We start from the raw sequence: 25,230 nt of genomic DNA, 5'->3' as shown, positions 1-25,230 counted from the left end.
ATGGCGGCGCTCGACAACGTGAAGCTGAAGGACGTCCTGGCGGATGTCGCCTCGGGTTCCTTACAACTGCCCGACTTCCAGCGGAACTGGAAGTGGGACGACGACCGGATCCGGGCGATCATCGCGACGGTCACGCTGGATTACCCGCTCGGCGTCGTGATGACGCTGCAGACCGGCGGCGCCACCCGGTTCCGCTCCCGGACCCTCACCGGCGCCCGGCCGGACGGCGACCCGGAGGCCGACCTCCTGCTGCTGGACGGGCAGCAGCGCCTCACCTCCCTCTTCCAGGCCCTGTGGCTGGACGCCCCGGTGGAGACGGCGGACGCCCGCAGCAAACCCATCCAGCGGTGGTACTACGTCGACATCGCCAAGGCCGTCGGGCCGTCCGCGGACCGCGACGAGGCCATCGTGTCCGTGCCGGCCGACAAGGTGCTCCGGACGGACTTCAACCGCACCGTGGTGCTGGACCTGAGCACCACCGAGGCCGAGTGCGCGGCCGGTCTCTTCCCCCTCCACTTCGTCTTCGACGCCCAGCGCGTGAACGAGTGGAAGAAGGCGTACATCAAGGCGGACGAGGACCGGAACTGGGACCTGTGGGGCCAGTTCGACGAGGCGGTGCTCCAGCAGGTCCGCGCCTTCCAGGTCCCGATGATCCGGCTGGCCGCCTCCACCTCCATGGACGCCGTCTGCGCGGTGTTCGAGCGGGTCAACACGGGCGGCGTGCCCCTGAACGTCTTCGAACTGCTCACCGCCACCTACGCCGGGGACCGCGACTACGTGGAGCGGACCGGGGACTACTACCAGCTTCCCGTGGTGTGGCGGGAGATCAAGCAGGGACTGGCCAGCAAGTACCCGGTCTTCGGCCGCCTGGAGAGCGGCATCGAGAACGGGCTGAGCAGCATCGACTTCCTGCAGGCCATCGCCCTGGTGCGCACCTGGGAGCGGAAGCAGGCAGGCATCGGGGCCACGGTGTCCTGCAAGCGCCGCGATCTGCTGGACCTCCCCCTGGCCGACTTCGTCCGCCTGGCGCCCAGGCTCGCCGACGCCTTCGCGTGGGTGGGCGACTTCCTGGAACGGCAGTGCATCGTCCGCCCGGCCGACCTGCCGTACAGGACGCAGCTCATCCCGCTCGCGGCCGTCCGCGCCATCCTCGACACGGGGATGGACGGTCTGGGGGCGGAGGAGAAGATCGAGCAGTGGTATTGGTGCGGGGTGCTCGGGGAGATGTACGGCGGCTCCACGGAGACGCGCTTCACCAAGGACGTCGAACAGCTCGTCCCCTGGATCGGGCACGACGAGAGGGCACCCGAAACGGTCACGGAGGCGTTCTTCTTCGCCGATCGCCTCGACGGTCTCACCACCCGCAACAGCGCGGCCTACAAGGGGATCTACGCCCTGCTGGTCAAGCAGGGCGCGGTGGACTGGCACTACACGGACGCCCCGCTCAGTCCCGGCAGGCTGGACGAGTACAGCGTGGACGTCCGGCAGATCTTCCCCAAGACGTGGTTCCGGCGGGGCGACAGCCATGGTCTGCCCACGAGTTCGATCGTGAACAAGACTCCCCTGTCCTACCGCGCCGCGATGGACATGACGGGGGCGCCGTCGTCGTACCTGTCCACGATGATCGCCGCGTCCGACATGCGTCCCGAGTGGTTCGACGACGTCCTGACCACCCATCTGATCGATCCGGACGCGCTGCGCGAGAACGACTACGAGCGCTTCTACCGCGACCGCTCCAAGCAGTTGCAGGACCTCGTGCACTCCGCCATGGGCAAGAGGACGATGCTCCGTGACCTGCCGGAGGGCGACGCCCGATGACAACCAGGCCGCACGAGCGGGACGCCTCCTCGCTCAAGGGCAGGACCGTGTCCGTGCAGGAGATCCTCGACCTGTTCCAGGTCAGGGTCCGCGACCACCGCTCGGTGCACCGCATCTCGCAGGCTCTGACGGACGCCGGGCTGACCACGCTGCCGGACTTCGCGGTCTGCGGCCTGCGCAGCACCGTCGAGGTCGTGCCGCTGACGTCCGTTCCCCCGCAGCGCACGCCCGCCGACGCGGACGACGAGGCCGACGCGACGGACGAGGCCCTGCCCTCGAACGCCCTGCCGCAGCGGCTGCTGCTCGGTGACATTCCGTCGGCGCGGCGCGGTCTGGTGTCCGTGGGTCCCGGCACGCCCCTGTCCCAGACGACCTTCCTCATGCGCACGAAGGGCCTCTCCCAGGTGCCGGTGACCACCGGCATGGCGCAGGTCCACGGGGTCGTCACCTGGGGGTCCGTGGCCAAGATGTACGAGGCGGGGAAGCCGGCCACGCTGGACAACGCGATGGAGAAGGACTCGCTGCCCGTCGCCGACGCCCGCCAGGAGTTCTTCACCGCCCTCCCGGTCATCCGCGAGAACGGTTACCTGCTCGTCCGCGGCGACGACGGCTGCCTGTCGGGCATCGTGACCGCCGCGGACATCACGGAACGCTTCGAGGGGGCGGCGCGGCCCTTCTTCATCGTCGGGGAGATCGAGTCGCTGCTGCGCCGCTGCCTGGGCGCGGCGCTGGACGCGGAGGCCGTCAAGGCGGTCCAGACGAACAGGAAGCCGGAGCAGCGCAGCGGCCAGGTGTCGGACCTGATGTTCGGCGACTACCTGAAACTCCTGGACGGCGACCAGCCGAAGCAGTCCCTCGCCGAGCGGGCCGACCGCAACTGGGAGGCCCTGAAGTGGCCCAACATGCCCCGGGAGCAGTTCATCGCCTTGCTGAAGCGGGTGAAGGACATCCGCAACCGGATCGCCCACTTCGACGAGAAGCCGCTTCCGCAGGAGATGCTCGACGAGCTGACGACCTTCGCGAACGTGCTGCGGGCGTTCGCACCGTGAGGTGACGTGGGGCAGTGGGGCGGGACTCATCGGTGCGGGCACGTAATGTCGGCCCACACTGTCTTCGTGTAGGTGTCCCGCACCTCGCAGCCCCAGCGTTCGGCGTACGTCGACACCAGGAGCAGCCCTCGTCCCGAGTCCGCTTCGAGTGAGCGGGCCTCGGCGGCGGGGGCTGCCGGCGGCAGCCGTTCGGGCCGCGCGTCGGTCACCTCGACACGAACGTGCTCTTGGACCCGCAGCAGGGAGAGCCTGAAGTCCCGCCCCGGCACCCGGCCGTGGGTGACGGCGTTGGCGGCCAGCTCCGCCGTGACGAGGGCGACGGCGTGGGACGCCTCGGTGTCGTACGGGATTCCCCAGGCCGCGAGCTGCTGCACGGCGAGATGGCGAGCGAGGCGCGCCCCGCGTCGGGTGGCGCTGAGACGGATGGTGAACTGCGGACCGCTTGTGGGTGCCTCGGTCTGTGCGTCGATCGACTTCATGCGGTGACCGTCTCGTCACACGGCGGGACCGGGCCAGGTCGGGCGGTCGTACCCGGCGGCGCGGTACGGCCGTTGTACGGGTTGGTACGGCATCCGTACGGGTCCGCGCCCGGGACCGGACGGCGACCGGGTCGTTGGGGACGGTACGGGACACTGCGGTAGGCAGGGGGCGCGATGGGCAGGACGGGCGAGCGGGAGTGCCGGACGACCGGTCGGCGGTCACCGGGCAGGGAACGCCCCTCGGTGTGGAGCCCCTACGGCAAGCTGGTCCGCCTCTTCCGCGAACGGGCGGGGCTCACCCAGCAGGCCCTCGCGGACGCCATCGGCTATTCGCTGGAGCAGGTCGCCTCGGTGGAGCAGGGGCGGCGCCCGGCCAAGGTCGCGTTCACGGAGGCCGCGGAGCGGGTGCTAGGGGCGGGCGGAGCGCTGCGGGTGCTCCAGGAGGATGTGGACCGGGCCAAGCTGCCCCTGTTCTTCCAGGATTTCGCCCTGCTGGAGTCGGAGGCAGTCAGCCGCTTCTCCTATGATCCGATGCTGGTTCCGGGGCTCTTGCAGACTGAGGAATACGCGCAAGCCCTGCTCGAAGCCCACTTCCCGCCGTTGGACGAGGAGACGATCGAGCAGCGCGTAGCAGCCCGATTGGCCCGACAGGCATTGCTGACCCGTAAGAGCCCGCCCCTGGTTTTCGTCTTCGTCGTGGAGGAATCCGCGATCCGTCGTGTGGTGGGCAGCCCGGAAGTGATGCTGGGGCAGCTGAATCACCTGCTGAAGTGCTCGACCATGCGCAACGTCGCGCTCCAGGTCATGCCGACGGGCCGTGGTGCTCACAGCGGGCTCAACGGCGCGATGGTGCTCTTGGAATCCGCTGACCGCAGGCAGTATGTGTACGTGGAAGCACAGGACATCGTGAGCGTCAGATCTGACCGGCACGAAGTGAGTGAGTTCTGGATGCGACATGGGATGCTGCGGACGCAGGCCCTCAACACCGAGGAGTCCTTGCGTCTCATCGAGCGCATTGCAGGGGAGCTATGAGCACCGATCAGCACGCCGGCCAGCACGACGACCTCTCGTGGTTCAAGAGCAGCTACAGCGGTACCAGCGGCGGCGACTGCGTGGAGGTCGCCACCGCGCCCAGCACCGTCCATGTCCGGGACTCGAAGGCGCAGGCGGAAGCGATGCTGGCCTTCCCTCGGCAGCAGTGGGCCGCGTTCACCGCCTACGTGGGTGGGACCGTCGTCTGACGGCGGGCCGCACACCGGGTGCCTCCAGGTCGAGCTTCGGAGGCACCCGGAGTCGTGTCGTCAGCCCGCTCCGAGGGCGAACTGCTCGCGCAATAGCGCCTCGTGGAGCCGTAGGGTGCGGCCGTCCGGCAGGGTCTCCAGGACCTGCACGCCGTCGTAGTTGAGGAGTTGCCGCAGGACGGCGGCGAAGCCGTCGCCCCGGGTGACGGGCATGCCGGCACGCTGGGCGAGAGCGGTCACAGGCAGGGTGCCACCCGCGTCGAGCAGCGCGGCGAGTGCCTTGTGGACCTGCTCCTGCTGCGGCTTGCGGGCCAGTCCGCCGAGCTGTCCCTGGTACGTCTCCGAGTCGAGCAGTGCCGTCACAAGCGTCTCGGTCCGGGAGACGACGGTCGGGGTGAGCAGGGCGTCGTCTCCCCCGGCGGTCAGCGCCACGTCGAAGAGTGCCTCGTGCATCCGGGCGACTTCCGCCTGCTCCTTCTTGGCCTTCCCCGTCGGTTTCTTGGGAGCGGGGACCGTTCCGGTCACCGGCCGAGCACCGTGCTCGTCCGGCAGCGGTGACTTACCGGCCTCTTCCGAAGCCCACCAGACCGGTCGCTGGTCGCCCAGCTCCCGCCAGCCCTTGGGCGGTTCCGCCCCGAAGGGCAGGAACGCGAGCACCGGGATGGTGACCTCGGCGAGGGAGGCTCCGCCGTGGTAGCCGGCCTTGAGAGCGGTGTAGCGGGAGTCGGCGTCCCACAGGGCGACGATGGACGCGCCCGGCTCGGGCCACACCACGCGCGGCCCGGTGAGGGCGATCTCCCGTTCGGCGAGCGGGCCGCCGCCGGGCAGGCGGTGGCGGGCGGAGGCGGGGTCGGCGGTGTCGACCTTCGTGCCGTGCCGGTCGACGACGTGACCGTGATCGCTGGTGAGGAGGACGGCCATGCCCTGGGCCGCCGCCACTCGCAGCAGGTCGCGCAGGCCGGGGACGTCGTCCACCCGCCAGGCGCCGTCGCCGAGCTTCTGCTCCTTGGCGAGCCGGTCGTCTATGGCGTTGAGGACGACGGCGACGTGGGTCCTGCCGTCGGTGAGTGCCTCCGTGAGCGCCGGGCCGAAGGTCTCGCCCGCGGTCTCGGTGCGCAGGTCGTCCTTGTGGAACACGGCGGCCGGGGCCCCACCCCACAGCTTCAGCACAGGGAAGAGCCGTTTCTCGTCGGCCTGGGTGCCCTTCCTCAGGGTGCCCGCGAAGAGCGAGGTGCGGGAGACGGCCGTCACGGTGGGCAGGGCGGCGGCCATCGCCCGCCGGTACGGGGTGCCGCCCTCGGGCAGCGGGTCGAACTCGGCCCAGGAGCGGCGCAGTTCCTCGCCGAGTTCGTTCGCGATGGCCGCGCTCATGCCGTCGAGGACGAGCAGCAGCACTCGCCGTTCCTCGCCGCGCCGGACGATCGGTCCGACCACGCGGTCGAGGAAGGTCTCGACGGTGAGCATGGAGCCGGGCTGGGTTCCGGCCTGCGTCCAGAAGGCCAGGGAGCGGGCGAAGGACGCGTCGATCTGCCGGCGCCGGTCCCTGACGCGGGCGCCGAGGCTGTCGTAGGCGGCCTTGAGGACGGGGTCCGGGTCACCCCCCGCCTCGATGTGTTCCAGGGCGAGGTCGGTCCAGCCGGTCTCGGTCATGTGCCGCTGTATGGCGTCGGCGACGGTGGGTGCGTCGGCGGCCGGGTCGGTGGCGAGCCAGCGGGCGAGGCGCTGTCCCATGCGGGTACGTTCGATGCGGGCGGACTCCTCCGGCTCGTCGGCGAGCCGGTGGTCCTCCAGCTTCCGTACGGCGTCCGCCACCGCGGCCGTGTCGCCAACGGCGAGGGCCTGGCCGACGGTGGTGAACCGGGCGTCGAGGCCGCCGCGCAGAACGGGGCTCGCCTCGACGGCCTGCTCCGCGCCGAACTGACGGGCCAGCGTGGCGGCCCGGTCGAGCATGATGCCGGTGGTGCGGCGTGCCTCGCGGGCCTGGTCGGCGTCGGTGCCACCGGTGCGGTGTCCGGCTGCCAGCAGCGTGGTCATGTACTCCTCGGCGGCCCGGCCGAAGACGGTCACCAGGGCGTCGAGCTGTTCGCCGAGCGCCGGGGGCTGGTCGCCGAAGTAGCGTTCGGCGCGGCCCCGCGCCCGGTACGTCTCGGGGGCGGGTTCGGCGTGCTGCCACAGGGCCGCGCACACCAGGCCGAAGGCGGCGGCGTCCGCGCCGCGCTCGGCGTCGACGAGGGCGAGCAGGGCGCGTCCGGCGAGGCCTGCCTGGTCCTCCTCTCCGAGGAAGGCGGTCAGTCCGGCACGCTCGGGGCCGCGCAGGGCCAGGAACCGTTCGGGGGCGTTGGGGCGGGTCGACCAGTGCAGCAGGGCCTGCGCGTCGAGCCGGTCGTCGCCGGGGCGGCGGGTGCCGTCCTCGGTGTCGTAGCGGCCGAGGCGCAGGCGGCGCTGGGCGAGCGCGGTGAGGGCGTACTGGCGGGACAGCCAACCGCCGGGCACGGGCGGCCAGCCTCCGGTGGTCGGCGGGGTGGCGTCGAGCAGGGCCTCGGCGGCCCAGTTGACGTCCTTGAGCCGCGGGTCGATCTGCCGGGCGCCGAACGCGTCGCGGACGACGTCCCATCCGTCGACCGTGTCGATGCGCAGCTTGTGGACGCGGGCGAGGATCGCCGGGTCGAGTTCGTGCTGCTCGCGGTCGGTGAGGACGACTAGGACGGCGGGGCCGGGGCGGCGGCCCGCCAGGTGGTCGAGGACGAGTTCGTGGACGGCGAGCGGGGACGGCGCCACCGCGACACCGGCCGTGCGGCCCTCGCCCCAGGCGGGTTCGGCGGGACCGTCCCACTGGGGTGCGGACCGCAGCAGCACGACCCGGCGCCTGCCCCCGCCGTCCCCCGTGAGGGAGGCGGCGAGGGAGGACTGCGCGGACAGGTACTGGGTGACGGTCGCGGTGTTCAGCCGGACCGCGCCCGGGACGGCGGTGGCGGTGTCCGTCATTCGATGACCTGCCAGGTGATCTCGATGGTCGCGTCGGGGTGGCGGGCGGCCAGTTCAGACAGCTCCGACTGGAGGTCGGCGGCGGCTCGGCGCACGGTCGTGCTGCGGCTTCCGGACTTCCGTGTCGTGCCGCCGCCGCTCGCTGGGGAGGGTGTCTCCTGCGGCGTGGTGTAGGAGATCCGCGGGTCGCTCGTTGGCGTGTCCAGGGACTGGCTGTCGGCCGTGGGCTGGGGCGCGACCTGCGCGGGCGGCGGGGTGGCGGCGGCCTGGCTTCGCTTGAGCAGGGCGACGACCTCGCGCTGGGTGCGGGCGAGGGTGTCGCGCAGGTCGGCGGTGCGCTGGTCGTCGCGGGCGACGTTGCGCAGCGAGTCGAGCAGCGCCTCGCCCTCGGGACCGAGCCCGGCGGCGAGTTCCAGGGTGCTCCAGGGCGCGGAGGCGACGGCCTCCGCGACGGCGCGGGCCTTCTTGATGGAGGTGCCGTACCGGTCGGCGCTGGTTCCGCCCAGGTCGAACGAGGCGAGGGCCTCCACGGTCTTCTTCGCCCCGGCCGCGCCCTTGCCGGCCTCCGCCGTGAGCGCGTCCAGCAGTTGCAGGGACCGTCGGGCGAGGGCGAGCCGTCCGGTGTCGGCGGTCTGGTCGAGGCCGAGAAAGGAGGCGTGGGCCTCCAACTGGTGCACCAGGTCGGCCGCGTGGTCCCGGTGGGTGCGGGCGGCCTCGATGATCTGGCGGGCGAACTGGTTGACCATCCGGCCGCGCCGCAGCGCGGGCGGCTTCGCCCCGAAGATCGTCTCGAAGCGCTGGCGTGCGGTGTCCCAGTCGGACTCGGAGGGCAGCGGCTGGCTGCGCAGCGCGTCATGGTCCTTGATCGCGGACAGTTCGGGCGCGGGGTCGAGGACGGTGCCGCCGCGCACCCACACCCGGTCGTCCATCTCGGCGAAGGAGGCGACGACGAGCCGGGCGAGGAAGTCGGGCAGGCCGCGGGGGTCCGGCTTGTCGGTCCAGTCGGTGAGCGTGATCAGGGACAGGTCCCCGGTGACACCCTGCGAGCTGGCGAGCTGGCGGAAGTGGTCGGCCCAGTAGCGGGACAGCTCGAAGTACGCCTCCTTCTGCTGCCCGAGGCGCAGGGGTCCGGCGATCCGCTGCATGAGCTTGCGGTCGGCGGCCGGGACCTCCACCCGCCCGTCGCGGGCCTCGGCGGCGGCCCGGACGTGGGTGAACACCTTCTTGGTGTCGGCGGGCTTGACGGCCGTGCCGGTGGCGTCGGGGTCGAGGTCGGGGTGGGCCGGGTACTGGTGGGTGAGCAGCTTGCCCGCGACGTGCCGGATGCCGTCGTGCAGGCTCTGTCCGAAGGACAGGGTGAGGCTGTCGACGTCGGGCAGCGCGACGAGATGGTCGTCGAAGTCGGGCACGACGTCGGCGGCCTGCTTCTGCGCGAGGCCGTACGCCTGTTTGAAGGCGCCCTTGGCCTGCTTGAGCAGGGCTTCGCGCTGGGTCTCCAGGAGGCCCTTGGCGCGGCTGCGGTTGTCGGCGTTGAGGTGGCCGGCGTACTGGGTGTCGAAGCGGTGCTCGTCGGCGAGGGCCTTGTCGATGACGACGAGGCGCCGGAAGTCGGCGAAGCGCTGCGCGGACAGGTGCGCGGGCAGCCAGGCGACGGTGCGGGACCGCTCGCCCTGCTGACGCTCGCGCAGCCGCCGGATCCGGTTGACGTCCTCGACCGGGCCCCACTCACCCTCGTCGAAGGGGAGGTCTATGGCGATGCGCCAGCGGCCCTCCTCCTGTGGCATCAGGTCGTGGTCGGGCAACTCGTCCTCGTCGGCGACGTTGCCGAAGACGATCTCGGCGGTGCGGGCGGTGCCGCGCCAGGTGAAGGAGAGCTGGTCACTCAACTGACCGTGCTCGACGCCCAGTTCCTCGGAGAGCAGGCGGCGGGCGAGCGCGACACGGTTGCCGGGGTTGTCATTGACCTGGGCGTTGGCGATGACGGAGTCCACGTCGACGCCGGAGAGTTCGAGGCGGACGCCGGGGTTGGCGTCGGTGCCGGTCTCCTTGATCTCCGGGAACCTGGCGGCCCACTCGGCGACCTTGTTCTTGATGATGCCGACCTCGGCGCCCGGGATGGGTGCGAGGACCGACCCGTGGTTGAGCGCGCCGAGCCGCCGGATGGTCAGGTCGGACAGGGAGGGCACGCTGGGCGCGAGTGCCGACAGCAGCAGGGTGCACACCAGCCGGTTGTCGCCGACGAACATGCGGCAGCCGTTGAGCCGCTTCGGGTCGGTAATGGTCTCGGGCCGGTTGCGGAACTGCTCGACGTCGTCTTCGGTGACGTCGTACGAGCTGAGCAGGTACGGCCGCAGCTTGGTCCTGTAGAGCTTGTCGGCGGCCTCGAAGACGACCTTCAGGCTGTCGGTGAACGGCTTGTCGCCGCCCTGCGCGATCACCGGGTAGAGGTCGCCGACGGGGATGAGCTGCCCGAGGCGGATCTCGTTGCGGTGGTCGGCGAGGAGCTGGCCCATCAGCTTCAGACCGGTGCGGGAACGCTGCAGCGCGGACGAGATGTGGACGAGGGTGTCCATGAACGCCGGCGAGAACGGGTACGTCAGCCGGAACGACTCCGCGTCCGCTCCGGTCGTGCCCTTCTCCGAGCCGAGGAGGGTGTCCCACACCTGCGGACCGACCCGCTTGGTCTGCTCGAAGGCCGCGGCGATGAGCTTGTCCGCCTCAGCGTCCTTGGGCTTGAGAATGCGGGCGTGGGCGATCTGCGGAAGGTTGCGGTCTTCCAGGGTGATCTTGTCAAACCGTCCGGACGCCAGGTTCAGGGTGTCCTGGATGGAGGCTTCCGCCGCACCGGACACCTCCTCGCCAACCAGCTCGCGCAAGTCACGCTGACGGGCGATGAACGACACGACGGGGATGGCACGGCGGGCGTCGCCGCCCTCCACAAAATTCGTGATCTTGCTGGCCTCACGGGCGACGAACTTCTCCTCGTGGATGAGGGTGGCCAGCCACAGGATCAGCTCGTCCAGGAAGAGGATCAGGCCGTCGTAGCCGAGCGACTTGGCGTGCTCGGCGATGACGGACAGACCGGCGTCCAAGGAGATGAAGCCGTGCTCGTTCTCGGCGGCGTTCTTGGCGAAACCGGGGAATAGATTGGTACTGGCATCGTTGACCAGCTTGGCGCGCAGCTCGGAGGGGGTAGAGGGGTTGCGAAGGTTGAGCGGGACGCCCCCCTCGTGGTTCTCCTCGGCGGCGAGTGCGATGTCCAAAAGCTGCGGAGTCCAGGCGAAGCCTTCGCCCCACTCGTCTCCCTCTCCGTCGTCCGCATCGCTGCCGCCAAGGCCCCGGATGACTGCCTCGTCGCCATAGGTGGCGCGATTCGCCCGGATGTCGTCAAAGAGGGAGTCGGTCCGGTAGACCTGCGGGGTCGGGGCCTCCGGGTGCAGCTTCTTGACGTGGTGCACGTACCCGCCGAGTACGCGCTGCTCCAGGGCCTTCGCGCCGAGCATGTGGTACGGCACAAGCAGGAATTTCTTGCCGTCCGTGTGCAGCCACTCGTGCTTGGTCAGCACCGGATCGAACTCGGTGCGGGCGCGGGCGGCCTGGTCGCCGCTGAGCAGCGCGTACAGCACGGCCATGAAGTGCGACTTACCGGAACCGAACGAACCGTGCAGGTACGCGGCCTTGGAACGGTGCCCGTCGAGCGAGGACTTGATGAGGGCCAGCGCCTCGTCGAAGTTCTCCAGCAGCCGCTCGGTGACGACGTAGTCCTTGAGCGCGTGCTGGGCGCCCTCGGGCGTCGTCGCCTCGGCGAGGGACAGCACGAAGTCCGAGGTGGAGATGGACTCCTTGATGTCGATGACATCGCGGAGGAAGGGCTGCTGGGCCATCGTGGGTTCTCGCTCTCCTTGCGGACGTGCGGGGTGGTCTGTGGGGCGGGGCGAGGGGCGGGCTGCCGTCGGTGGCCGGGCTGCCCGCCCCTGGCTCTGCTTCTGTTCCTGCTACTTCTTCACGGCGGCGCGACGGCCTCGGGTCGCGGCCGGAGGCCGCCAGGCGCGCAGGTCGTCGTCGGTGAGTCCGTGCTCGCCCTGCTTCTGCTGGCGGTACCCGGCGAAGAAGTCCGCCGGGGAGCCGCTGTAGAGCATGTCGAACTCGTTGTGCCACTGGTACAGCCACGGCTGGAGTTCCAGCAGGCCGGCGAGGAACGGCGTGATCTCCTCAGTGGTCAGCGCGGTGTTGGTGAAGTACGTCGCCAGCGCCTGTGCCCGCTCGCGGTGGTCCCAGCCGGCCCAGCCGTACAGCTCGGGGGTGGCGGCGTTGGTCTGCCCGTAGGAAATGAACCGCTCCTTGGGCACATCAAGCTTGCCGCGCGCCTTCCAGTAGGAGGGCCGGAGGAAGTCGGCCGAGGTGTACTTCGGCGGCACGGGGATGGAGTCCCGGATCTTCCGCTTCGCCTGCTCGTCGGGGGCGGCGTCCTCCTTGCGCTGGAGGTCCCACACCTCTTCCCAGTCGGCGCGCTTCTTCAACCCGGAGGGCTTATAACGCAGCGCGGAGAGGAACGGCACGTGCTCGTCGGTGACCAGCTCGGCGACGACCTCAGGCAGGTCCTTGCGGGGCGCGTAGATCTTGGCAACGGAGACGAAGTCCTCGTCGCGCGAGAGGGCGTCGGTGAGGCGGGCCAGGGTGAGGATGGCGGGCTGGCCGTTCTCGTCGAACCAAATGTCGCGCTTTTCCATGCGGTCGAGCAGCCAGGAGCGCAGGGCTCGCTCCTGCAGCGTCTCCCACCCGTCGGTCTTCCAGCGGCGCTTGTACTCCGGCCGCTCCATAGTCCGGATCGCCCGGGATTGCTCTATGGTGTTGATCCGCTTGCGTACAACTTCCGTGTAAGCCTCAGGCCAGTGGGCGGGGATCTCTGTGATCGGCGTGGAACCGTGACGCTCGAACCACTCAGTCCGCACCTCACCGCGTTCCACGGCCCTAGCAAGCACAATCTCGAACGCCCGCTCCCCAAGAGCCAGTTCAGGAACAGAATTTTCGGGGGCACGGAGATCCTCGTCCTGCAGGCCGTACAGGGAGTATACCTGCCAGTCCAACTCTTCCTGCAGGGCAATCATCCGACCACGGAGGGACGTCCAGCGAGCCTTTGCCTCACGGAGGGCGGATACAGTGGGAATTTCCTTTTCGACGAGATCCGAGGGGGAAGTGGCAGCAAGCTGCTGAGCATGGACATCAAGAGCAGCACTGAGTACCGTCGGATAGTCGACGGGTAGAGGGAACTCTTGGAGCTTTGTGCCGGTGAACTCAAACGAGTTCTTCCATGCCTCACTACCCATGGCCGAGTAACCTGCGTCGACACGAGCGCCGCCACCCTCACCCTTATTGTGAGATACCTGCTGAAGCCAGAAACATGCCGTCGAGCTGTTGAGCAGTCCAAGCAACCGCAGATACTCCTCCTCACTCGCCCCCTCTCGCAATTTGATCACCGGGGCGTGACGGTTGAACATCAGGTTTCCGCGACCAAGCACAAAATGATTGTGCGTCGAAACAAACGGAAAAGCGAGCAAGAAATCAGCCGCAAGCCGCCCCTCGTGATGGTAGGCGTAGTTCGACCATGGCAGCCCCCTCTGCTCTTTGGTCGTAGAAAACATCAGTCCATTACGCAGAATCTGACGCCCCGCCCACAGGATTCTTTCCTCCAATTTGGCCCGTTCGCTCAAGCTAGCCGCCGACGGGAAGATGACATCCGCATTGCGAAGGCACCCCCAATCCCGCACCTGATCCCCGGTGACAAAGACCCGACGCGGAACGTCACGATCACGCAACCAAGATGCCAATGGTAGCGGCAGCACAAAGTACTCATCATCACCGGTAATAGCGGCGAACCCGATGGATTCCGACAACTCCTTCAGAGTAATCCTCGAATGCCTCTGAAGTTGTTCAACCAGCTCCTGACCACCGTCCGCCAGCACCCACGGCTGCTTACTGAAATATGTCGCGCGTGACAGATCATCTACAGAAACCCACTGGCTCACCGAGCCAGGGCTATCGATTTGCTCAACAATTGCCCGCCAGACCAATCCCTCTTCGGCGTTCTTTGGCGCGCCAGGCTCACCCTGTACACTACGAACGGCTCGGACGACCGGCGATCGGCCGCCCCCGCCCCGCTGCCTTCCCACGAGAATAACCGTCGGCGTGCCATGCCCTGGAATGTATGCGCCTGAGGTATCAATTACCTCAGTCAACTCAACCGCATGCCCAAAATAACTCTCAATAAGCTTTGCCCCAAATTCCCGCTTCATGAAAGAGTTGGCCGTGATCTGACCGACCATCCCGTAACCATGCCCATCGGCGTCGCCTCGCTTGGCCAGCTCGAAGAACCGCTGAGCGAACGGCACCGATAGTGCGTATTTTCCAGCACAAGCCGGATACAACCCACGGTACAACTCATTGAGCTTTTTGTCCTTTACCGTGATGTAAGGCGGGTTCCCCACTACCACGTGATACCGCCCCGGTCGCAAAATCTCCGGATACTCATGCACGTCCTCCGTGGCATATTTGAACTCGGCCAGCTCGTCCACGAAGTCCTCGTCTATCCCGCCGAACAGGTTTCCCTGCTGGGACCGGCGAGACTTGATCAACGAGTCACCTACAGCCAGATTCACCGGCCAGTCATATTTCGCCGCCTCTGCCAACGTCCGCACACCACCCGCCGCCATCGCCGCAACCAGCAACCGGAATCGAGCAATAGCCACGGCGAACGGGTTGACGTCTACACCGTGCACTGATTTTAGTGCGGCAGCTACCCGCTCGTGCACGTCCTTCCCCGGTTGCCCTTCCGCCCACAACCGCACCAACCGCCGAAACGCCCCCAGCACAAAGTGCCCCGACCCACACGTGGGGTCGATCATCTTCAGTTTCTTGTACCCGAACTCCCGCACCGCCGGGTTCATCGTCCGGTCGAGGATGAACTCCTCCACGAATTCCGGAGTCTGGAGCAGCGCGTATGTCTTCCGGGCAGCCTCGCTCAAGTCCTGGTACAGGTCACCGAGGAACCGCGTGTCCCAACCTTCCGTACCATCCTCGTTCAGCGGATCGGTAAAGTCGTGGATAAGAGTGCCCGTCTCGTCCCGCTGCCGCCAGAACTCAACCAGCTCCCGCGCGCCGTCATGCGAAAGTGGAATTTGATACAGCGGGTTATGGTCGCTGTCGAACAACAACCTCCCGGCCTTTCCATTACCCAACTCTGCAAAGGCTCGCCGCAGCCAACCGCGGTATGTCGGGTTCTCGTCCTCCTCCACGTACTCGTCATACCGCGACTCCGCCAGCTCCCGCCGGTCACCCTCCGGCCCCGTCAGGTACGGCTCCGGGATCAGCCGGTTGTCCTCACAGAACCGCACGAAGACCGTGCCCAGCACCCACGCCACCGCGACCTGCGTGACCCGCTCGTCCAGCCACGAGGTCCACGTCGCCGCCGTACGCCCGAGCTTGCGCGCCTGGTCGTACTCGGCACGCAGCCGCGCACCGACCTCGTCCAGCGCCTTTACCTGCTTGCCGAGGTCGGCCTCGACCGCCTTGACCTGCTGCTTCAGGTCGTCCAACAGAGCCTTGCGGTCGATCACTTCGCGTCTCCCTCGACACCACTTGCAACGTTCTCGCCGGACCCGCGGTGGCGGTTGCCCACCCACGTGTCCGGAAGCTGGATCCACTCCCCCAGGCCGGCCTGGTACGGCACGGCCACCTGTCCGAGCCTCGGCTCGCGCGAGGGGTCGCTCTGCGCGACCAGGAGCCACAGCCCCCGCCCGCCCCGCCGGGCCACCGACGCCAGCCGGTCGAGGACGCCCATCGCGTCGTACCGGGCGAACACCCCGGCCTCCGTCAGCAGGACCGGACCCGTACCGCCGCCACCGTTGCCCAGCAGCTCGGCGATCCGGGGCTCGACCGAGCCCCACGCCGTGCGCGCGTACTCCGCGAACCGCACCGCGCCCTTCGAGCCCGGCTCGGCGGCGTCCGCCTTGAGCAGGGTCTCCCAGGTGGGCTTGGTGCCCGGCGTGACCTGCGCCCGCAGGGCTTCGAGGAACAGCTCGGTCACCGAGATCGCCTCCGCTCCCAGACGCTCGCTCCGCAGTCCGTTCACGGCCTCCCGCACCGACCGCTGCCCCACCGTCAGTACCCGAAACCCGTCCCGGCGGGCCGACGCGAGCAGCCGTTCCTCCGCGCGCACCGCACCCGCGAGCTGCGGGTCGTCGGCGTACCGCGTCACCGTGCCCGTACGCGTCGAATGCCGCCAAGCACCCGTCGTGAGGTAGCTGGACGCCTCGTCCACCCGCGTCGGCAGGTAGCGCAGCGTCCCCGTGTCCTCGCGCATGCTCAGCGACAGCTCGAAGCCCGCGTCGCGCAAGGCCTTGGTGAGCGGGCCGCCGGTCGGCAGTTCGTGGGTGGTGCCGCCGCGCCCGTCCGGGACGACCAGCTCGGGGAAGCGGACCCGGACCCGCTCGTGCACGTCCTCGCCGGTCAGGCCGGGCTGCCGGCCCTCGGGCACGCCCGGGATCCAGCGGACGAGCCCGGCCTGGGTGAGGCGCAGCGCCCGGACGAGGGACAGGTCGCGCGGGTAGATCTCCAGGCGCGGAGTGGCGGCGGCGTTCACGGACGCGGCGGCGGCCAGTTCGACCATGCGCCGCTCGTCCCAGTCGATCGTGCCGGGCGGCATGGTCAGCGCGCCCAGCTCGGCCAGCACGGTGGCCGCCGTCGGCAGGGTGTCCAGCCTGGCGAGCCGGTCGGCCGTCCTGCCGAGGCGGGTCGCGTACTCCAGCAGGCCGGGTGCGGTCGGGGTGTCCGGGCCGTCGTCGTCGCGCACGTCGAGGGCGAGCAGGCCGGCGCCCAGCGACTCGTCGGTCGCCTTGCGGTTCGCCTGGTGCTGGAACTCGGCGTCCTGCGGCACCAGTTGCTCGGCCTCGACGACGGCCCGTACCGCCGCCAGGGCCATCGCGCGCCGCTGCTCGCGCCCGGCGAGGTGGGTGCCGCGCCGTACGGCGAGGGCGTCGGCTATCTCCACGGCGGAGGCGACGCGCCCCATGCTCTCCAGCAGGTCGATGATCTCGTCGCGCAGTGCCCGGACGGCGGGCTCCGCCTTCCAGCGCTTGCGCTCGTCCTTGAGTATCTGCGGGATGCGGCCGTGGCTCAGGCCGAGCGCGTCGGCGACGTCCTTCTGCTTCGGCCAGACGCCGATGCCGGGCAGGACGCCGTGCTCGTCGGGCAGGCGCAGCAGCAGCCGCACCATCTCCGCCTTGTTGCGGTTGGAGCCGTTGTTGTTGACGGCGGGCACGAAGACGGTGGCGAGGGTGTCGAGGCTGACCGAGCGCAGCGTGCGGGCGGACAGCGCGCCCGCCGACTCGCCCGTCGCGAGCTGTCCGACGAGGGCCGACTCGGTGGCGGTGAGCTGGTCCAGCTCTTCCTTTGCCTCGGCCCGCCCCTGCGGGGTGAGCGGTGAGACGGGGGCCTCGCGCAGCCGCTCGCCCCATTCGCGCTGCCGCCGCTGGACCTCGTTGCGGGTCTTGGCACCGAGGCCGGGGGCGTTGACGAGCTTGCGGCGGCTGTAGTCGAGGAGGTCGCCGACCGTCGTGATGCCCAGGCCGTAGAGGAAGGACTGGGCGGCGGGGGTGAGGCCGGAGACGGTCAGTGGGGTGTCGAGGGCTGCCTCGGCGGCGAGGCGGTCGCGCTGCTGCTCGGCGGTCTCCGGCTCGGCATCCGCGATGACCGCGGCGGCGCTCTCGGCGGGCGCCCCCTCCCCCGTGGCCGCACCGGTCGAGGGGCGGGTGCGGTGGCTGGAGGGGACGGTCTGCGAGGCGTCGAGGAAGACCTTGCGCCAGGCGTCCCGCATCGGCTTCAGCTCGGGGTACCGCTTGCCCGCGTCGCGGTGCAGGGCCTTCTGGAAGAAGGCGACGAGCCCGTCCCGCACGGCCGGGTCGAAGGCCTCGGCCGCGATGGTCGGGTGCGGCCACTCCTTCTGGTCGGTCATGCGGGGCGGGAGGCTGCCGTCGCCCCACTTGGGCAGCTCGCCGGAGGCCATCTGGTGCAGGGTGACGGCGACGGCGTACCGCTCGGCGTGCGAGTCGTAGGAGCCGCGCGTGATGACGTCGATGAAGGGGTCGAGGTAGCCCTCGGTACCCGCGTCGGTGCTCTTCGCCGGGTACCCGGCGAGCGAGAAGTCGATGAGAACCAGCTCGCGGGTGCGGTTGGGGCGGATGCGGACGGCGATGTTGTCCGGCTTGATGTCGCGGTGCCAGATGCCCTCGCCCTCGAGGAAGTCGACGGCGCCGAAGAGGTAGTCGCCGTACGCCTCCAGCTGGTCGACCGGGAGGCGGCCGTGCTCGCGGAGCTGGCGGGCGACGGTCTCCTCGCGGCGGCGCGGGCGGCCCGTGCCCTCGGCGCCCTGGCCGGCGTCGTCGCGTTCGTCGCCGACGTACTCCAGTGCCAGGACGGTACGGCCGCCGATGTGCAGCGGCTCGGGCTCGACGAGGCGGATGATGCCGGAGTGGGGGCGCAGGCGGCCCATGGCCTCGGCCTCGCGGACGAGGATCTCGCCGCGACTGTCGGACAGGGCGACCTTCAGCACGGCCAGCGGGCGGGTCCTGCGGGTCTCCGCCTCAAGGTCGCGGACGAGGAAGGCGCGGCTGGTGGAGCCTGTGCCGAGACGGCGGCGGATCTCCCAGCGGCCGGCGAACACGTCACCGGCGACGGCCTCCAACGGGTCCTTGTCAACGGCGGGCGCCTCCTCCTCGCCCTGCCCGTCGGAGCCGATGGTCGTCGCCGTGGCGGGGGCGGTCAGGGAGTCCTCGACGACCTCCAGCAGCTCCAGGAACTCGTCGACGCTGGACAGGCGCTGGCCGGGGCGGTATGCGGTGGCGGCCTGCACCAGCTCGTCCACGTCCTCGGAGAGTCCGTCCACCAGGGAGCTGGGGCGCAGGCCCTCCCCCGCCTCCAGGCGGGCGAGCAGCTCGGCCTGGCTGGCGGCCGGGGCCTTGCCGGTGACCAGCAGGTAGGTGAGGACGCCGAGCCCGTACACGTCGAGGTAGACCGGGTCGGGGTGGAGGGCGGTCAGCTCGGGCGCGAGGTAGGCGTCGGCGTCGTCGGCCAGGTGCATCGCGGACAGCGCGGTCGGCGCGAACCGTGTCATGCCCTGGCCCTGCGAGGAGTCGCCGCTGCGCTGGGTGGCGATCTGCCAGTCGGAGATTTGCAGCTGTGGCGAGAGCCAGGCGGCCTCCTCCCCCACGGCCCGGCCCTTGCCGCCGCGCGGCCGGGGGACGACCAGCACCGAGCGGGCGGCGAGGGCGCGGTGGTGGATGCGGCTGGCGTGCGCGGAACGGACGGTCTCGGCGAGCTGGCGCACCAGCGCCATCCGGCCGAGGATGTCCAGCTTCTCGCCGTACTGGACCAGGTACTCGTCCAGCTTCAGCGTGTGCGGGTGGTAGTCGAAGATCAGTGCGGGGCCGGCGGCGTGGCCGGAGGGGAAGTACTGCTTGAGCTGGACGGCGCCCGGATGCTTGAAGCGGCCCAGCACGGCGGCCTCGCGCCGGGCCGCGCTCTCGACGGACTGGCGCAGGGAGGCGTCGGAACCGCGCTCGCTGAGGTAGATGCGGACGCGGACGGCCTCGGGCAGGTCGCTGTGGCGGGCGAGGTAGTCCGCCCAGGTGGGGCCGGAGTCGAAGGACTTCCGCTCCAGCTCGTAGGGGCCGACCTTGTACTGGGCGTCGCTGGGCCGCACCCCGACCTTGTCCAGGGCGGCCTTGATCTCGCGGGAGCCGATCGCGGTGATGCGGCGCCGCTCGTCGCGCGAGGGCTGCTTGAGCATCTCGACCAGCTCGTCAACGGTGTGGACGCCGTTCTGGTCGTGGGTGGGCAGCCGGATGCGCAGGCCGTCGTCCGTGAAGCAGACGGCCTCGGCGACCCAGACCCGCTTGCCGCCGGTCTGCGCGAGCAGGCCGGACAGTTCCTTGGCCTTGCGGTTGACCAGGTGCAGCGGGTTGCCGTGGGTGCGGCGGTGACCGCCGGGGGTGGTCTGCACCCAGGTGCCGTTCTCGGAGGTGACCGAGCCGTGCCAGTCCTTCAGCTCGATCATGCACAGACCACCCGGCGCGACGACCAGCAGGTCGACCTCGCGGACGTGGCCGGTGTTCGCGGTGAAGGTGAAGTTCGACCAGGCCCGCCAGGGGTCGGAGTCCGGCAGCTTCCGGCGGATCGCCTCCAAGCCACGGCGTTCGTGATCGAACTCGGACTCGGTGACCGTGACCCACCGGCCTTCCCGCATGCCTGTCCCCACTCGTCGTTCCCTCAGGACCCGCCATCCCCACCCGTCGGGTCCAGCGGACCGATCCTAGTGGTTGCCCGATACATGGGAAGAGGCAACGAAGAAACGGGACTATAGGGCATTCGGCCTGCGCCGCCGAAATGCCGGTTTTCAGCAGAGCAGGCCGACTTGAGGTGAAAAGTTCAGCTTGCGGTGTGCGTGATGAACTCGCTCCAGGCGGACGGGGATACAGCGAACCGCGGCCCGTCCGTCTCCTTGGAGTCCCGGACGTGCACGGCTCCGGGTGCGTGCGCGACCTCCACGCAGTCGTCACCCTCGGATCCGCTGTAGCTGCTCTTGAACCAGTCCAGCTCGCTGTAGGTGCTCATAGCGCTCCTCGCATCCGCTGCAACAACTCCACCGAGTCCGCCGGGGACAGGGCCTGTGAGCGCATCTTGGCATAGCGCATCTGCATGACGCTCACCGCTTCCCGGTCGGTGACGAGCTGCCCGGTCTTCTGTCCCTCCGAGTACCCCACCCACTGCCGTTCCGGGGTCTCCAGCAGCCGCATCGGCCCGTCCGTGCCCGCGTGGTGCGGCTGCCGCAGCGGCATGATCTGCAGCTCCACGTTCCACGGCTCCGTGCAGGCGAGGAGGTGGTCGAGCAGTTCCCGGGTGACGTCCTCGCCGCCGGTGTGCCGCAGCAGCACCGACTCCTCGACGATGAAGCTGAACGCGATCGGCGGGGTGCGTCGCAGCAGTTCCTGCCGTGCCCGCCGGGCGGCGAGTCGCTGCTCCAGTTGCTCCTCGGTGGGCGGGGGCGGAACGTTGAGCATCACGGCGCGCGTGTACGCCTCGGTCTGGAGCAGCCCAGGCACCACCCGGCACTCGTACGTGCACAAGGTGACCGCCACCTCCTCCAGCTGTGCCCACTCCCGGAACCAGACCGCCAGCCCTCGTTGCCTCCCGACGTGCCGGTGCATGGCCCGCAGCACCCCGAACGCCTCCAGCTCGTCCTCCGCCCGCTCGACGAAGGCGGCGGTCGGCATCCGCCGGCCCTGCTCGACGGAGGCGACGGAGGCATGCGAGTAGTTGAGCCGCTCGGCGAGCTGCTCCTGGGTGAGCAGAGCGCGTTCCCGGAACGTCTTCAGGGCGGCGCCGAATGCCCTGAGACTGTCGGACGGTTCGAGTGTGCTGCTGTTCGCCATGGCCGACGACCCCCTTGTCGCGCTGGTGGCACACCTTGCGGTCCTACAACGGCGGGGTGACCGGGAGTGGTTACGTGCAAGCCTCGACGAAGCCCCGTACAAGAGGGCGTGTACGGGAGCCGACACGGCATCTTCCGTCGTGTTGTCCGCACCACCCCCGGCATGGCAACACCGGCTGACCCTTGCCGGAGTGGGCAGGGTGCCACCGGCTCGATACGGACCAGCGTTTGTCATACCTTCCTATTAGCCTCCTCGGCATGGGACTTGGAGATGTAACGCGTGCAGGAGTGCTGGCTGCGGTCGCGGAATGTCAGCACCTAGGGCGTGAAACGTTTCGCCGCCGGTACGGTTTCGGCCAGGCGAAGACGTACGAGCTGGTCTGGGACGGAAACCGTTACGACTCGAAGGCCATCGCGGGCGTGGCGCACCTGTACTCGGTCGGCAGCCTGCTGTCAGCTGACGACTTCAGCGGCGGTGCGCGCACCGTGGCACATCGTCTGCGCACCTTGGGCTTCACCGTGAAGGACGGTGCCACCGTCGCGGACGGGCCGGAGCAGGTGGCGCCGCAGATCGTTCTCCAGCCCCGCGGAGGAGCTCGCGATCGCGGCCCACAGAACTTCGTCAAGTCCGTACGGCAAGGTGTTCCGATCGCGGACATCAAGGACGTCCTGGGTGAACAGGCGGACATATTGACGGCCTTGTACCCGGACGGGATCGCTCGACTGTGGGGCGCCACTCCCACCAGGCAGGTCAACAACGAAAAGGTGAGAGCCCTGCGAGACCGTCGCGTGGGCGATGACGTGTTCTTCTACACGGAGAGCCACTTCATCGCTCGTGCTCGCATCCTCCACCTCTTCGACAGTCCGCCCGTGGCGCGGGAGGTCTGGGGAACCGACGAGAACAACGCCACATGGGAACACATCATGGCGCTCGGAGAAGTCGAGGAGTTCCCCACTCGTGTGCCGGCCCCGCCCATTCTGCGGCTCCTGGACGCTCGCATACCCTTGCGGAGCCTTACCCTTCGGTCCGCCGAGGACTACCACCGCGTCGCCCACCTCCTTCCGGGGAGGCGCCAACCGGTTCTCCCGCAGCCTCCGACACCACGTCCAGCCGTGTCCCCTCGGCTGACCGCAGCGAACTTGCTGGATCGGATCGGTTCTCTCGGCACCCCTCGTCGCTCAGAGGGCACAGCTTCCGGCCGCCACCAGTCGTTGGCTCTGCTGTGGGCGGTTTCCCGAATCGCGGCAGGCGAGCCGCGCCTGGCACCGTGGTCCTCTTTCCGCACAGGGGTCGACCCGCTCCTGACTGAGTTCGGGCTTCCCGATCCCAAGGTCGCTCCGGGCTCTCCCTTCTGGGACCTGCAAGGCAGTGGCCTGTGGGAGGTACACGGCATCGAAAACGATTCCGGCTCCATGCCGCAGGCAGAGACCCTCGACAAGGACCGACCCGTCGCGGGTCTCACCCGGGCGAGCGCGGAACTGCTGCAGAACCCTCTCACTCGGCTGGAAGCCGTGATCAAGCTGTGCAGCACCTACCTCGACGACGTAGATCAGCGCGCGCTGCTCAGTCGGGTGGGCCTCGCCGGATACGCGACGGCCGACGGCCTGCTCGATGAAGACGAGGGCGGCCACGGCCAGGAGATCACCGACGAGGAGCGGGCCACTGGTCCGACTGCACGCAGGGATGTCACCTCCTCACGGCCGGTGCGCAACGCCTCGATCGCCAACCGGGTCAAGGAGATGCACGGCCACGCCTGCCAGGTGTGTGAGACCCGCCTGCAGTACATGCGCAGGCCCTACAGCCAGGCTGCCCACATCCGCGGTCTCGGATCCCCGCACGACGGTCCGGACGAACTGCCGAACCTGCTCTGCCTGTGCCCCAACCACCACGTTCTCTTCGATGGTCTCGAAATCTACATCGACGTCGATGACGTGGTGCGGCGGACGCATGGAGGCGATTCCTTGGGACACCTTCGCCGACACGTCGACCACCGGATCGATGAGGCATACCTGCAGTACCACCGCACTCTGTGCGAACTCAGCAGGCTGACGAGGGAATAAGGATCAGGTACCGCGTTCACTGCTCGGCACTCCCCAGCTGACGCCGCGGGAGTGCCGAGCGCGACCCTGCCGTCAGGCGGGTACGGCCTCGGTGGACTTCCTGCACGCCGGGTCCTTGGAGGCCGTTCGATCCGTGATCCAGCGGTCACCGCGCCAGAACAGGTCGGAGCCGATGACGACGCCGGACCAGTCGCACTCGAAGCCCTGGGCCGTGTAGACGCCACCGACCTGGCCGAAACCCGCCGGGTCGGTGGCCCACAGGGCGACCCGGGGCGCTGGAGACGGAGCGGGCCGGGACGGTTAACCGAATCCTCCACAGTTGACCGCGGTAGAGGCGATCATGATTGATGTCAACGCGACCGTCCAAGCCATATGGTGACGCGCTAAAGTTGTGCAGCTCACGGGATATCCGTCCACAGATGTGCCGGTTACCGAGTCACCGTGTTGAGATGTCGGCCGGGTCGTCCGAACGCGGCAACCCGGCTGGACGCTGAAGTGTTTGGGGGGAATCGCCGTGTCCGAAGCTCCGACTGACGCTGCCGACGCCGGTGGCGACGACGACACCGACCGGAAGGTCGTCGAGCAGGAGCGGGCCGAGCTACGGGAGTTCATCAAGGGCCTGAGCGCGGACGACATCAAGTCGGGCGGCTGGTTCACCAAGCTCTGCGCCGAGGCCATGAGCTCCTACACCGCCAAGGTCGACTGGCAGTACTTCCAGGAGCGGTACGCGGGCGTACCCGCGGACGCCATCGTCGATCAGCGGATCAAGATGGCGGCGCGGTACGCCGCGCTCGAAGGCGGTCTCTCCGCCGGGGCCTACACGGCGGCTGTCGCCGCCACCATCGGAAGTCTCGGTGGTGCCTCGGCGGCGACTGTCCCGGCCGCCGTCGCGACCATGATGGTCGATGTCGCTTACATCACCCGGCTCCAGCTCCGCCTGGCCTACGACGTCTCGGTCCTCTACCGGGTCCCGCTCGATCTGTCGGACCCTGAGGACATGTGGAAGCTCATTCGAGTGGCCTTCACGATCAAGAGCGGGGAAGTCGTTCAGAAAAGTGTGGTCAAGGCGGTCCCGGCCATGGTGCGGCCGCTGATCAAGCGCTTCTACTCCGGAGCGGTACTGACCGCCGGGAAGGGACTCCCCGTCGTGGGGAAGTTCCTCCTGCAGCGCAACGTCATCAAGATCGGCATCCCTCTGGTCGGTGTTCCCCTCGCGGTGGTGCTGAACCGCTATACGACGCTGCTCGCGGGGCGGCACGCGCGCGTCGTCTTCCGGAACGAGGCGCGGGTGATCGAACTCGCCGAGAATCTGAGCAAGAGCAGTCAGCACCCGCAGCTGATGTTGTGGGTCGCGTGGCTTGTCATCAAGGCGAACCGCAAGATGGCCGACGACGAGTCGCTGTTGATGCGCCACCTGGTGCGGCTGGTCCGGGAGCAGCATCAGGTGGTCGACGAAGAACTCGCTCGCCTCGTCGACGTCGACCCGGCCGAGGTGTGGAAGCGCATAGACGGCGAGCCGGGTGATCTGAGCGACGTCCTCGACGCGGCCGAGCGGGTGGCCGCGGTGGACGGTGACGTCAACGCGCGCGAGAAGGCTGTCCTCTCCGAGCTTCGGGAACGCTGCAGCCGAGTCTGACGCCGTCCTGCGCCACCGAAGAGCGAGTCGGGCCACGGCCTGCTCGTCGTCACCGCCCTCGCCGACCGCTGGGGCACGGAGCGGTACTCGCCCTCGGGCAGGACGGTCTGAGCCCGTGCATGTCCTCGACCAGCGGACCGTACAACTGTGCGTGAAGTAGAGTGACTTGTGCTTCGCATCCTCCCGGAGAGGTACGAGTGCGGAGTTCATGTGACCCTCGGCGGCATGTGAGCAGTGTGGTGAATCGCCGTACGCGTGCGTGCGGTGTGTGAGCGGATGCCCGGTGGGCCGTCCCCCCACCATTCCTGCTCATCACCAAGGAGTGGTCACCCATGGACCCTGTCGAGTACCAGCCTGCGCGTCACGCCCGGTTCCGCAAGATCCTGACGGACGTCGCCATCAATGTGGTCGCCAATCTGTTGGTGGCCGCCATGATGTCGGCAGCGCACCTGCTCTTCTGAAGCAGGCGAGTGGCGGG

Annotated in this window: 14 protein-coding genes and 1 pseudogene; 7 read left to right on the top strand and 8 right to left on the bottom strand. The window is 69.0% G+C overall.

Annotation, left to right across the window (positions count from 1 at the left end):
• Complete coding sequence (locus ACF07S_RS24415; RefSeq protein WP_391975098.1) at positions 1-1,818, top strand: DUF262 domain-containing protein; 1,818 nt, start codon at positions 1-3, stop codon at positions 1,816-1,818.
• Positions 1,815-2,867, top strand: a complete 1,053-nt coding sequence (locus ACF07S_RS24410) for a CBS domain-containing protein (protein ID WP_391975097.1) — start codon at positions 1,815-1,817, stop codon at positions 2,865-2,867. Before ACF07S_RS24415 ends, ACF07S_RS24410 begins: the two co-directional genes overlap by 4 nt.
• Positions 2,868-2,893: 26 nt before the next feature.
• Here the strand turns inward: ACF07S_RS24410 and ACF07S_RS24405 are convergent, their stop codons facing one another.
• The gene (locus ACF07S_RS24405) at positions 2,894-3,346 is read right to left on the bottom strand and encodes an ATP-binding protein (protein WP_391975096.1); all 453 of its coding nucleotides are present in this window, start codon (positions 3,344-3,346) and stop codon (positions 2,894-2,896) included.
• A 174-nt stretch (positions 3,347-3,520) separates the two neighbouring features.
• Between ACF07S_RS24405 and ACF07S_RS24400 the strand changes: the two genes are divergently transcribed.
• Together ACF07S_RS24400 and ACF07S_RS24395 are read left to right on the top strand one after the other, a co-directional pair.
• A complete protein-coding gene (locus ACF07S_RS24400; RefSeq protein WP_391975095.1) occupies positions 3,521-4,378 on the top strand; it encodes a Scr1 family TA system antitoxin-like transcriptional regulator in 858 nt (285 codons plus the stop codon).
• Positions 4,375-4,587, top strand: coding sequence for a DUF397 domain-containing protein (locus tag ACF07S_RS24395; RefSeq protein ID WP_391975094.1), 213 nt, complete (start codon positions 4,375-4,377; stop codon positions 4,585-4,587). Before ACF07S_RS24400 ends, ACF07S_RS24395 begins: the two co-directional genes overlap by 4 nt.
• 60 nt (positions 4,588-4,647) lie before the next feature.
• On the opposite strand, the gene pglZ is transcribed toward ACF07S_RS24395, so the two are convergent.
• From pglZ to ACF07S_RS24365, 6 genes are all read right to left on the bottom strand, one after another.
• The gene (gene pglZ / locus ACF07S_RS24390) at positions 4,648-7,572 is read right to left on the bottom strand and encodes a BREX-2 system phosphatase PglZ (protein WP_391975093.1); all 2,925 of its coding nucleotides are present in this window, start codon (positions 7,570-7,572) and stop codon (positions 4,648-4,650) included.
• Positions 7,569-11,456 (bottom strand): phage resistance protein, encoded by a 3,888-nt coding sequence (locus ACF07S_RS24385; RefSeq protein ID WP_391975092.1) that lies wholly within the window; start codon positions 11,454-11,456, stop codon positions 7,569-7,571. The genes pglZ and ACF07S_RS24385 overlap by 4 nt, the downstream gene beginning before the upstream one ends.
• A 111-nt stretch (positions 11,457-11,567) precedes the next feature.
• Positions 11,568-15,185, bottom strand: coding sequence for a BREX-2 system adenine-specific DNA-methyltransferase PglX (pglX, locus tag ACF07S_RS24380; RefSeq protein WP_391975091.1), 3,618 nt, complete (start codon positions 15,183-15,185; stop codon positions 11,568-11,570).
• The gene (gene pglW, locus ACF07S_RS24375; RefSeq protein ID WP_391975090.1) at positions 15,182-19,870 is read right to left on the bottom strand and encodes a BREX system serine/threonine kinase PglW; all 4,689 of its coding nucleotides are present in this window, start codon (positions 19,868-19,870) and stop codon (positions 15,182-15,184) included. The genes pglX and pglW overlap by 4 nt, the downstream gene beginning before the upstream one ends.
• A gap of 182 nt (positions 19,871-20,052) precedes the next feature.
• Positions 20,053-20,238 (bottom strand): DUF397 domain-containing protein, encoded by a 186-nt coding sequence (locus tag ACF07S_RS24370; protein ID WP_391975089.1) that lies wholly within the window; start codon positions 20,236-20,238, stop codon positions 20,053-20,055.
• The gene (locus tag ACF07S_RS24365; protein WP_391975088.1) at positions 20,235-21,056 is read right to left on the bottom strand and encodes a Scr1 family TA system antitoxin-like transcriptional regulator; all 822 of its coding nucleotides are present in this window, start codon (positions 21,054-21,056) and stop codon (positions 20,235-20,237) included. Before ACF07S_RS24365 ends, ACF07S_RS24370 begins: the two co-directional genes overlap by 4 nt.
• A 257-nt stretch (positions 21,057-21,313) precedes the next feature.
• Between ACF07S_RS24365 and ACF07S_RS24360 the strand changes: the two genes are divergently transcribed.
• On the top strand, positions 21,314-23,116 hold the full coding sequence (locus tag ACF07S_RS24360) for an HNH endonuclease (protein WP_391975087.1): 1,803 nt from the start codon (positions 21,314-21,316) through the stop codon (positions 23,114-23,116).
• 90 nt (positions 23,117-23,206) lie between these two features.
• Here ACF07S_RS24360 and ACF07S_RS24355 read toward each other — a convergent pair.
• Positions 23,207-23,398, bottom strand: a pseudogene (locus ACF07S_RS24355) (DNA/RNA helicase domain-containing protein); the annotation flags it as partial.
• 232 nt (positions 23,399-23,630) lie between these two features.
• On the opposite strand from ACF07S_RS24355, the gene ACF07S_RS24350 reads away from it, so the two are divergent.
• Positions 23,631-24,752, top strand: a complete 1,122-nt coding sequence (locus ACF07S_RS24350) for a hypothetical protein (RefSeq protein WP_391975086.1) — start codon at positions 23,631-23,633, stop codon at positions 24,750-24,752.
• A 332-nt stretch (positions 24,753-25,084) separates the two neighbouring features.
• Entirely contained in the window at positions 25,085-25,213 is a 129-nt protein-coding gene (locus tag ACF07S_RS24345; RefSeq protein ID WP_391975085.1) for a DUF6408 family protein, read from the top strand.
• The last annotated feature ends 17 nt before the right edge of the window (positions 25,214-25,230 follow it).

Source organism: Streptomyces sp. NPDC016640 (genome assembly GCF_043076215.1).
Taxonomy (GTDB): domain Bacteria; phylum Actinomycetota; class Actinomycetes; order Streptomycetales; family Streptomycetaceae; genus Streptomyces.
The sequence above is the reverse complement of the archived record's forward strand: the minus strand, read 5'-3'. Positions and strand labels throughout refer to the sequence as shown.

What these genes read in the sequence shown, in the direction of transcription:
- ACF07S_RS24415 (WP_391975098.1), top strand. Translation starts at nt 1, where the DNA reads ATGGCGGCGCTCGACAACGTGAAGCTGAAGGACGTCCTGGCGGATGTC.
- ACF07S_RS24395 (WP_391975094.1), top strand. Translation starts at nt 4,375, where the DNA reads ATGAGCACCGATCAGCACGCCGGCCAGCACGACGACCTCTCGTGGTTC.
- pglW (WP_391975090.1), bottom strand. Translation starts at nt 19,870, where the DNA reads ATGCGGGAAGGCCGGTGGGTCACGGTCACCGAGTCCGAGTTCGATCAC.
- ACF07S_RS24370 (WP_391975089.1), bottom strand. Translation starts at nt 20,238, where the DNA reads ATGAGCACCTACAGCGAGCTGGACTGGTTCAAGAGCAGCTACAGCGGA.
- ACF07S_RS24385 (WP_391975092.1), bottom strand. Translation starts at nt 11,456, where the DNA reads ATGGCCCAGCAGCCCTTCCTCCGCGATGTCATCGACATCAAGGAGTCC.
- pglZ (WP_391975093.1), bottom strand. Translation starts at nt 7,572, where the DNA reads ATGACGGACACCGCCACCGCCGTCCCGGGCGCGGTCCGGCTGAACACC.
- ACF07S_RS24360 (WP_391975087.1), top strand. Translation starts at nt 21,314, where the DNA reads ATGGGACTTGGAGATGTAACGCGTGCAGGAGTGCTGGCTGCGGTCGCG.
- ACF07S_RS24405 (WP_391975096.1), bottom strand. Translation starts at nt 3,346, where the DNA reads ATGAAGTCGATCGACGCACAGACCGAGGCACCCACAAGCGGTCCGCAG.
- ACF07S_RS24345 (WP_391975085.1), top strand. Translation starts at nt 25,085, where the DNA reads ATGGACCCTGTCGAGTACCAGCCTGCGCGTCACGCCCGGTTCCGCAAG.
- ACF07S_RS24410 (WP_391975097.1), top strand. Translation starts at nt 1,815, where the DNA reads ATGACAACCAGGCCGCACGAGCGGGACGCCTCCTCGCTCAAGGGCAGG.
- ACF07S_RS24400 (WP_391975095.1), top strand. Translation starts at nt 3,521, where the DNA reads ATGGGCAGGACGGGCGAGCGGGAGTGCCGGACGACCGGTCGGCGGTCA.
- ACF07S_RS24365 (WP_391975088.1), bottom strand. Translation starts at nt 21,056, where the DNA reads ATGGCGAACAGCAGCACACTCGAACCGTCCGACAGTCTCAGGGCATTC.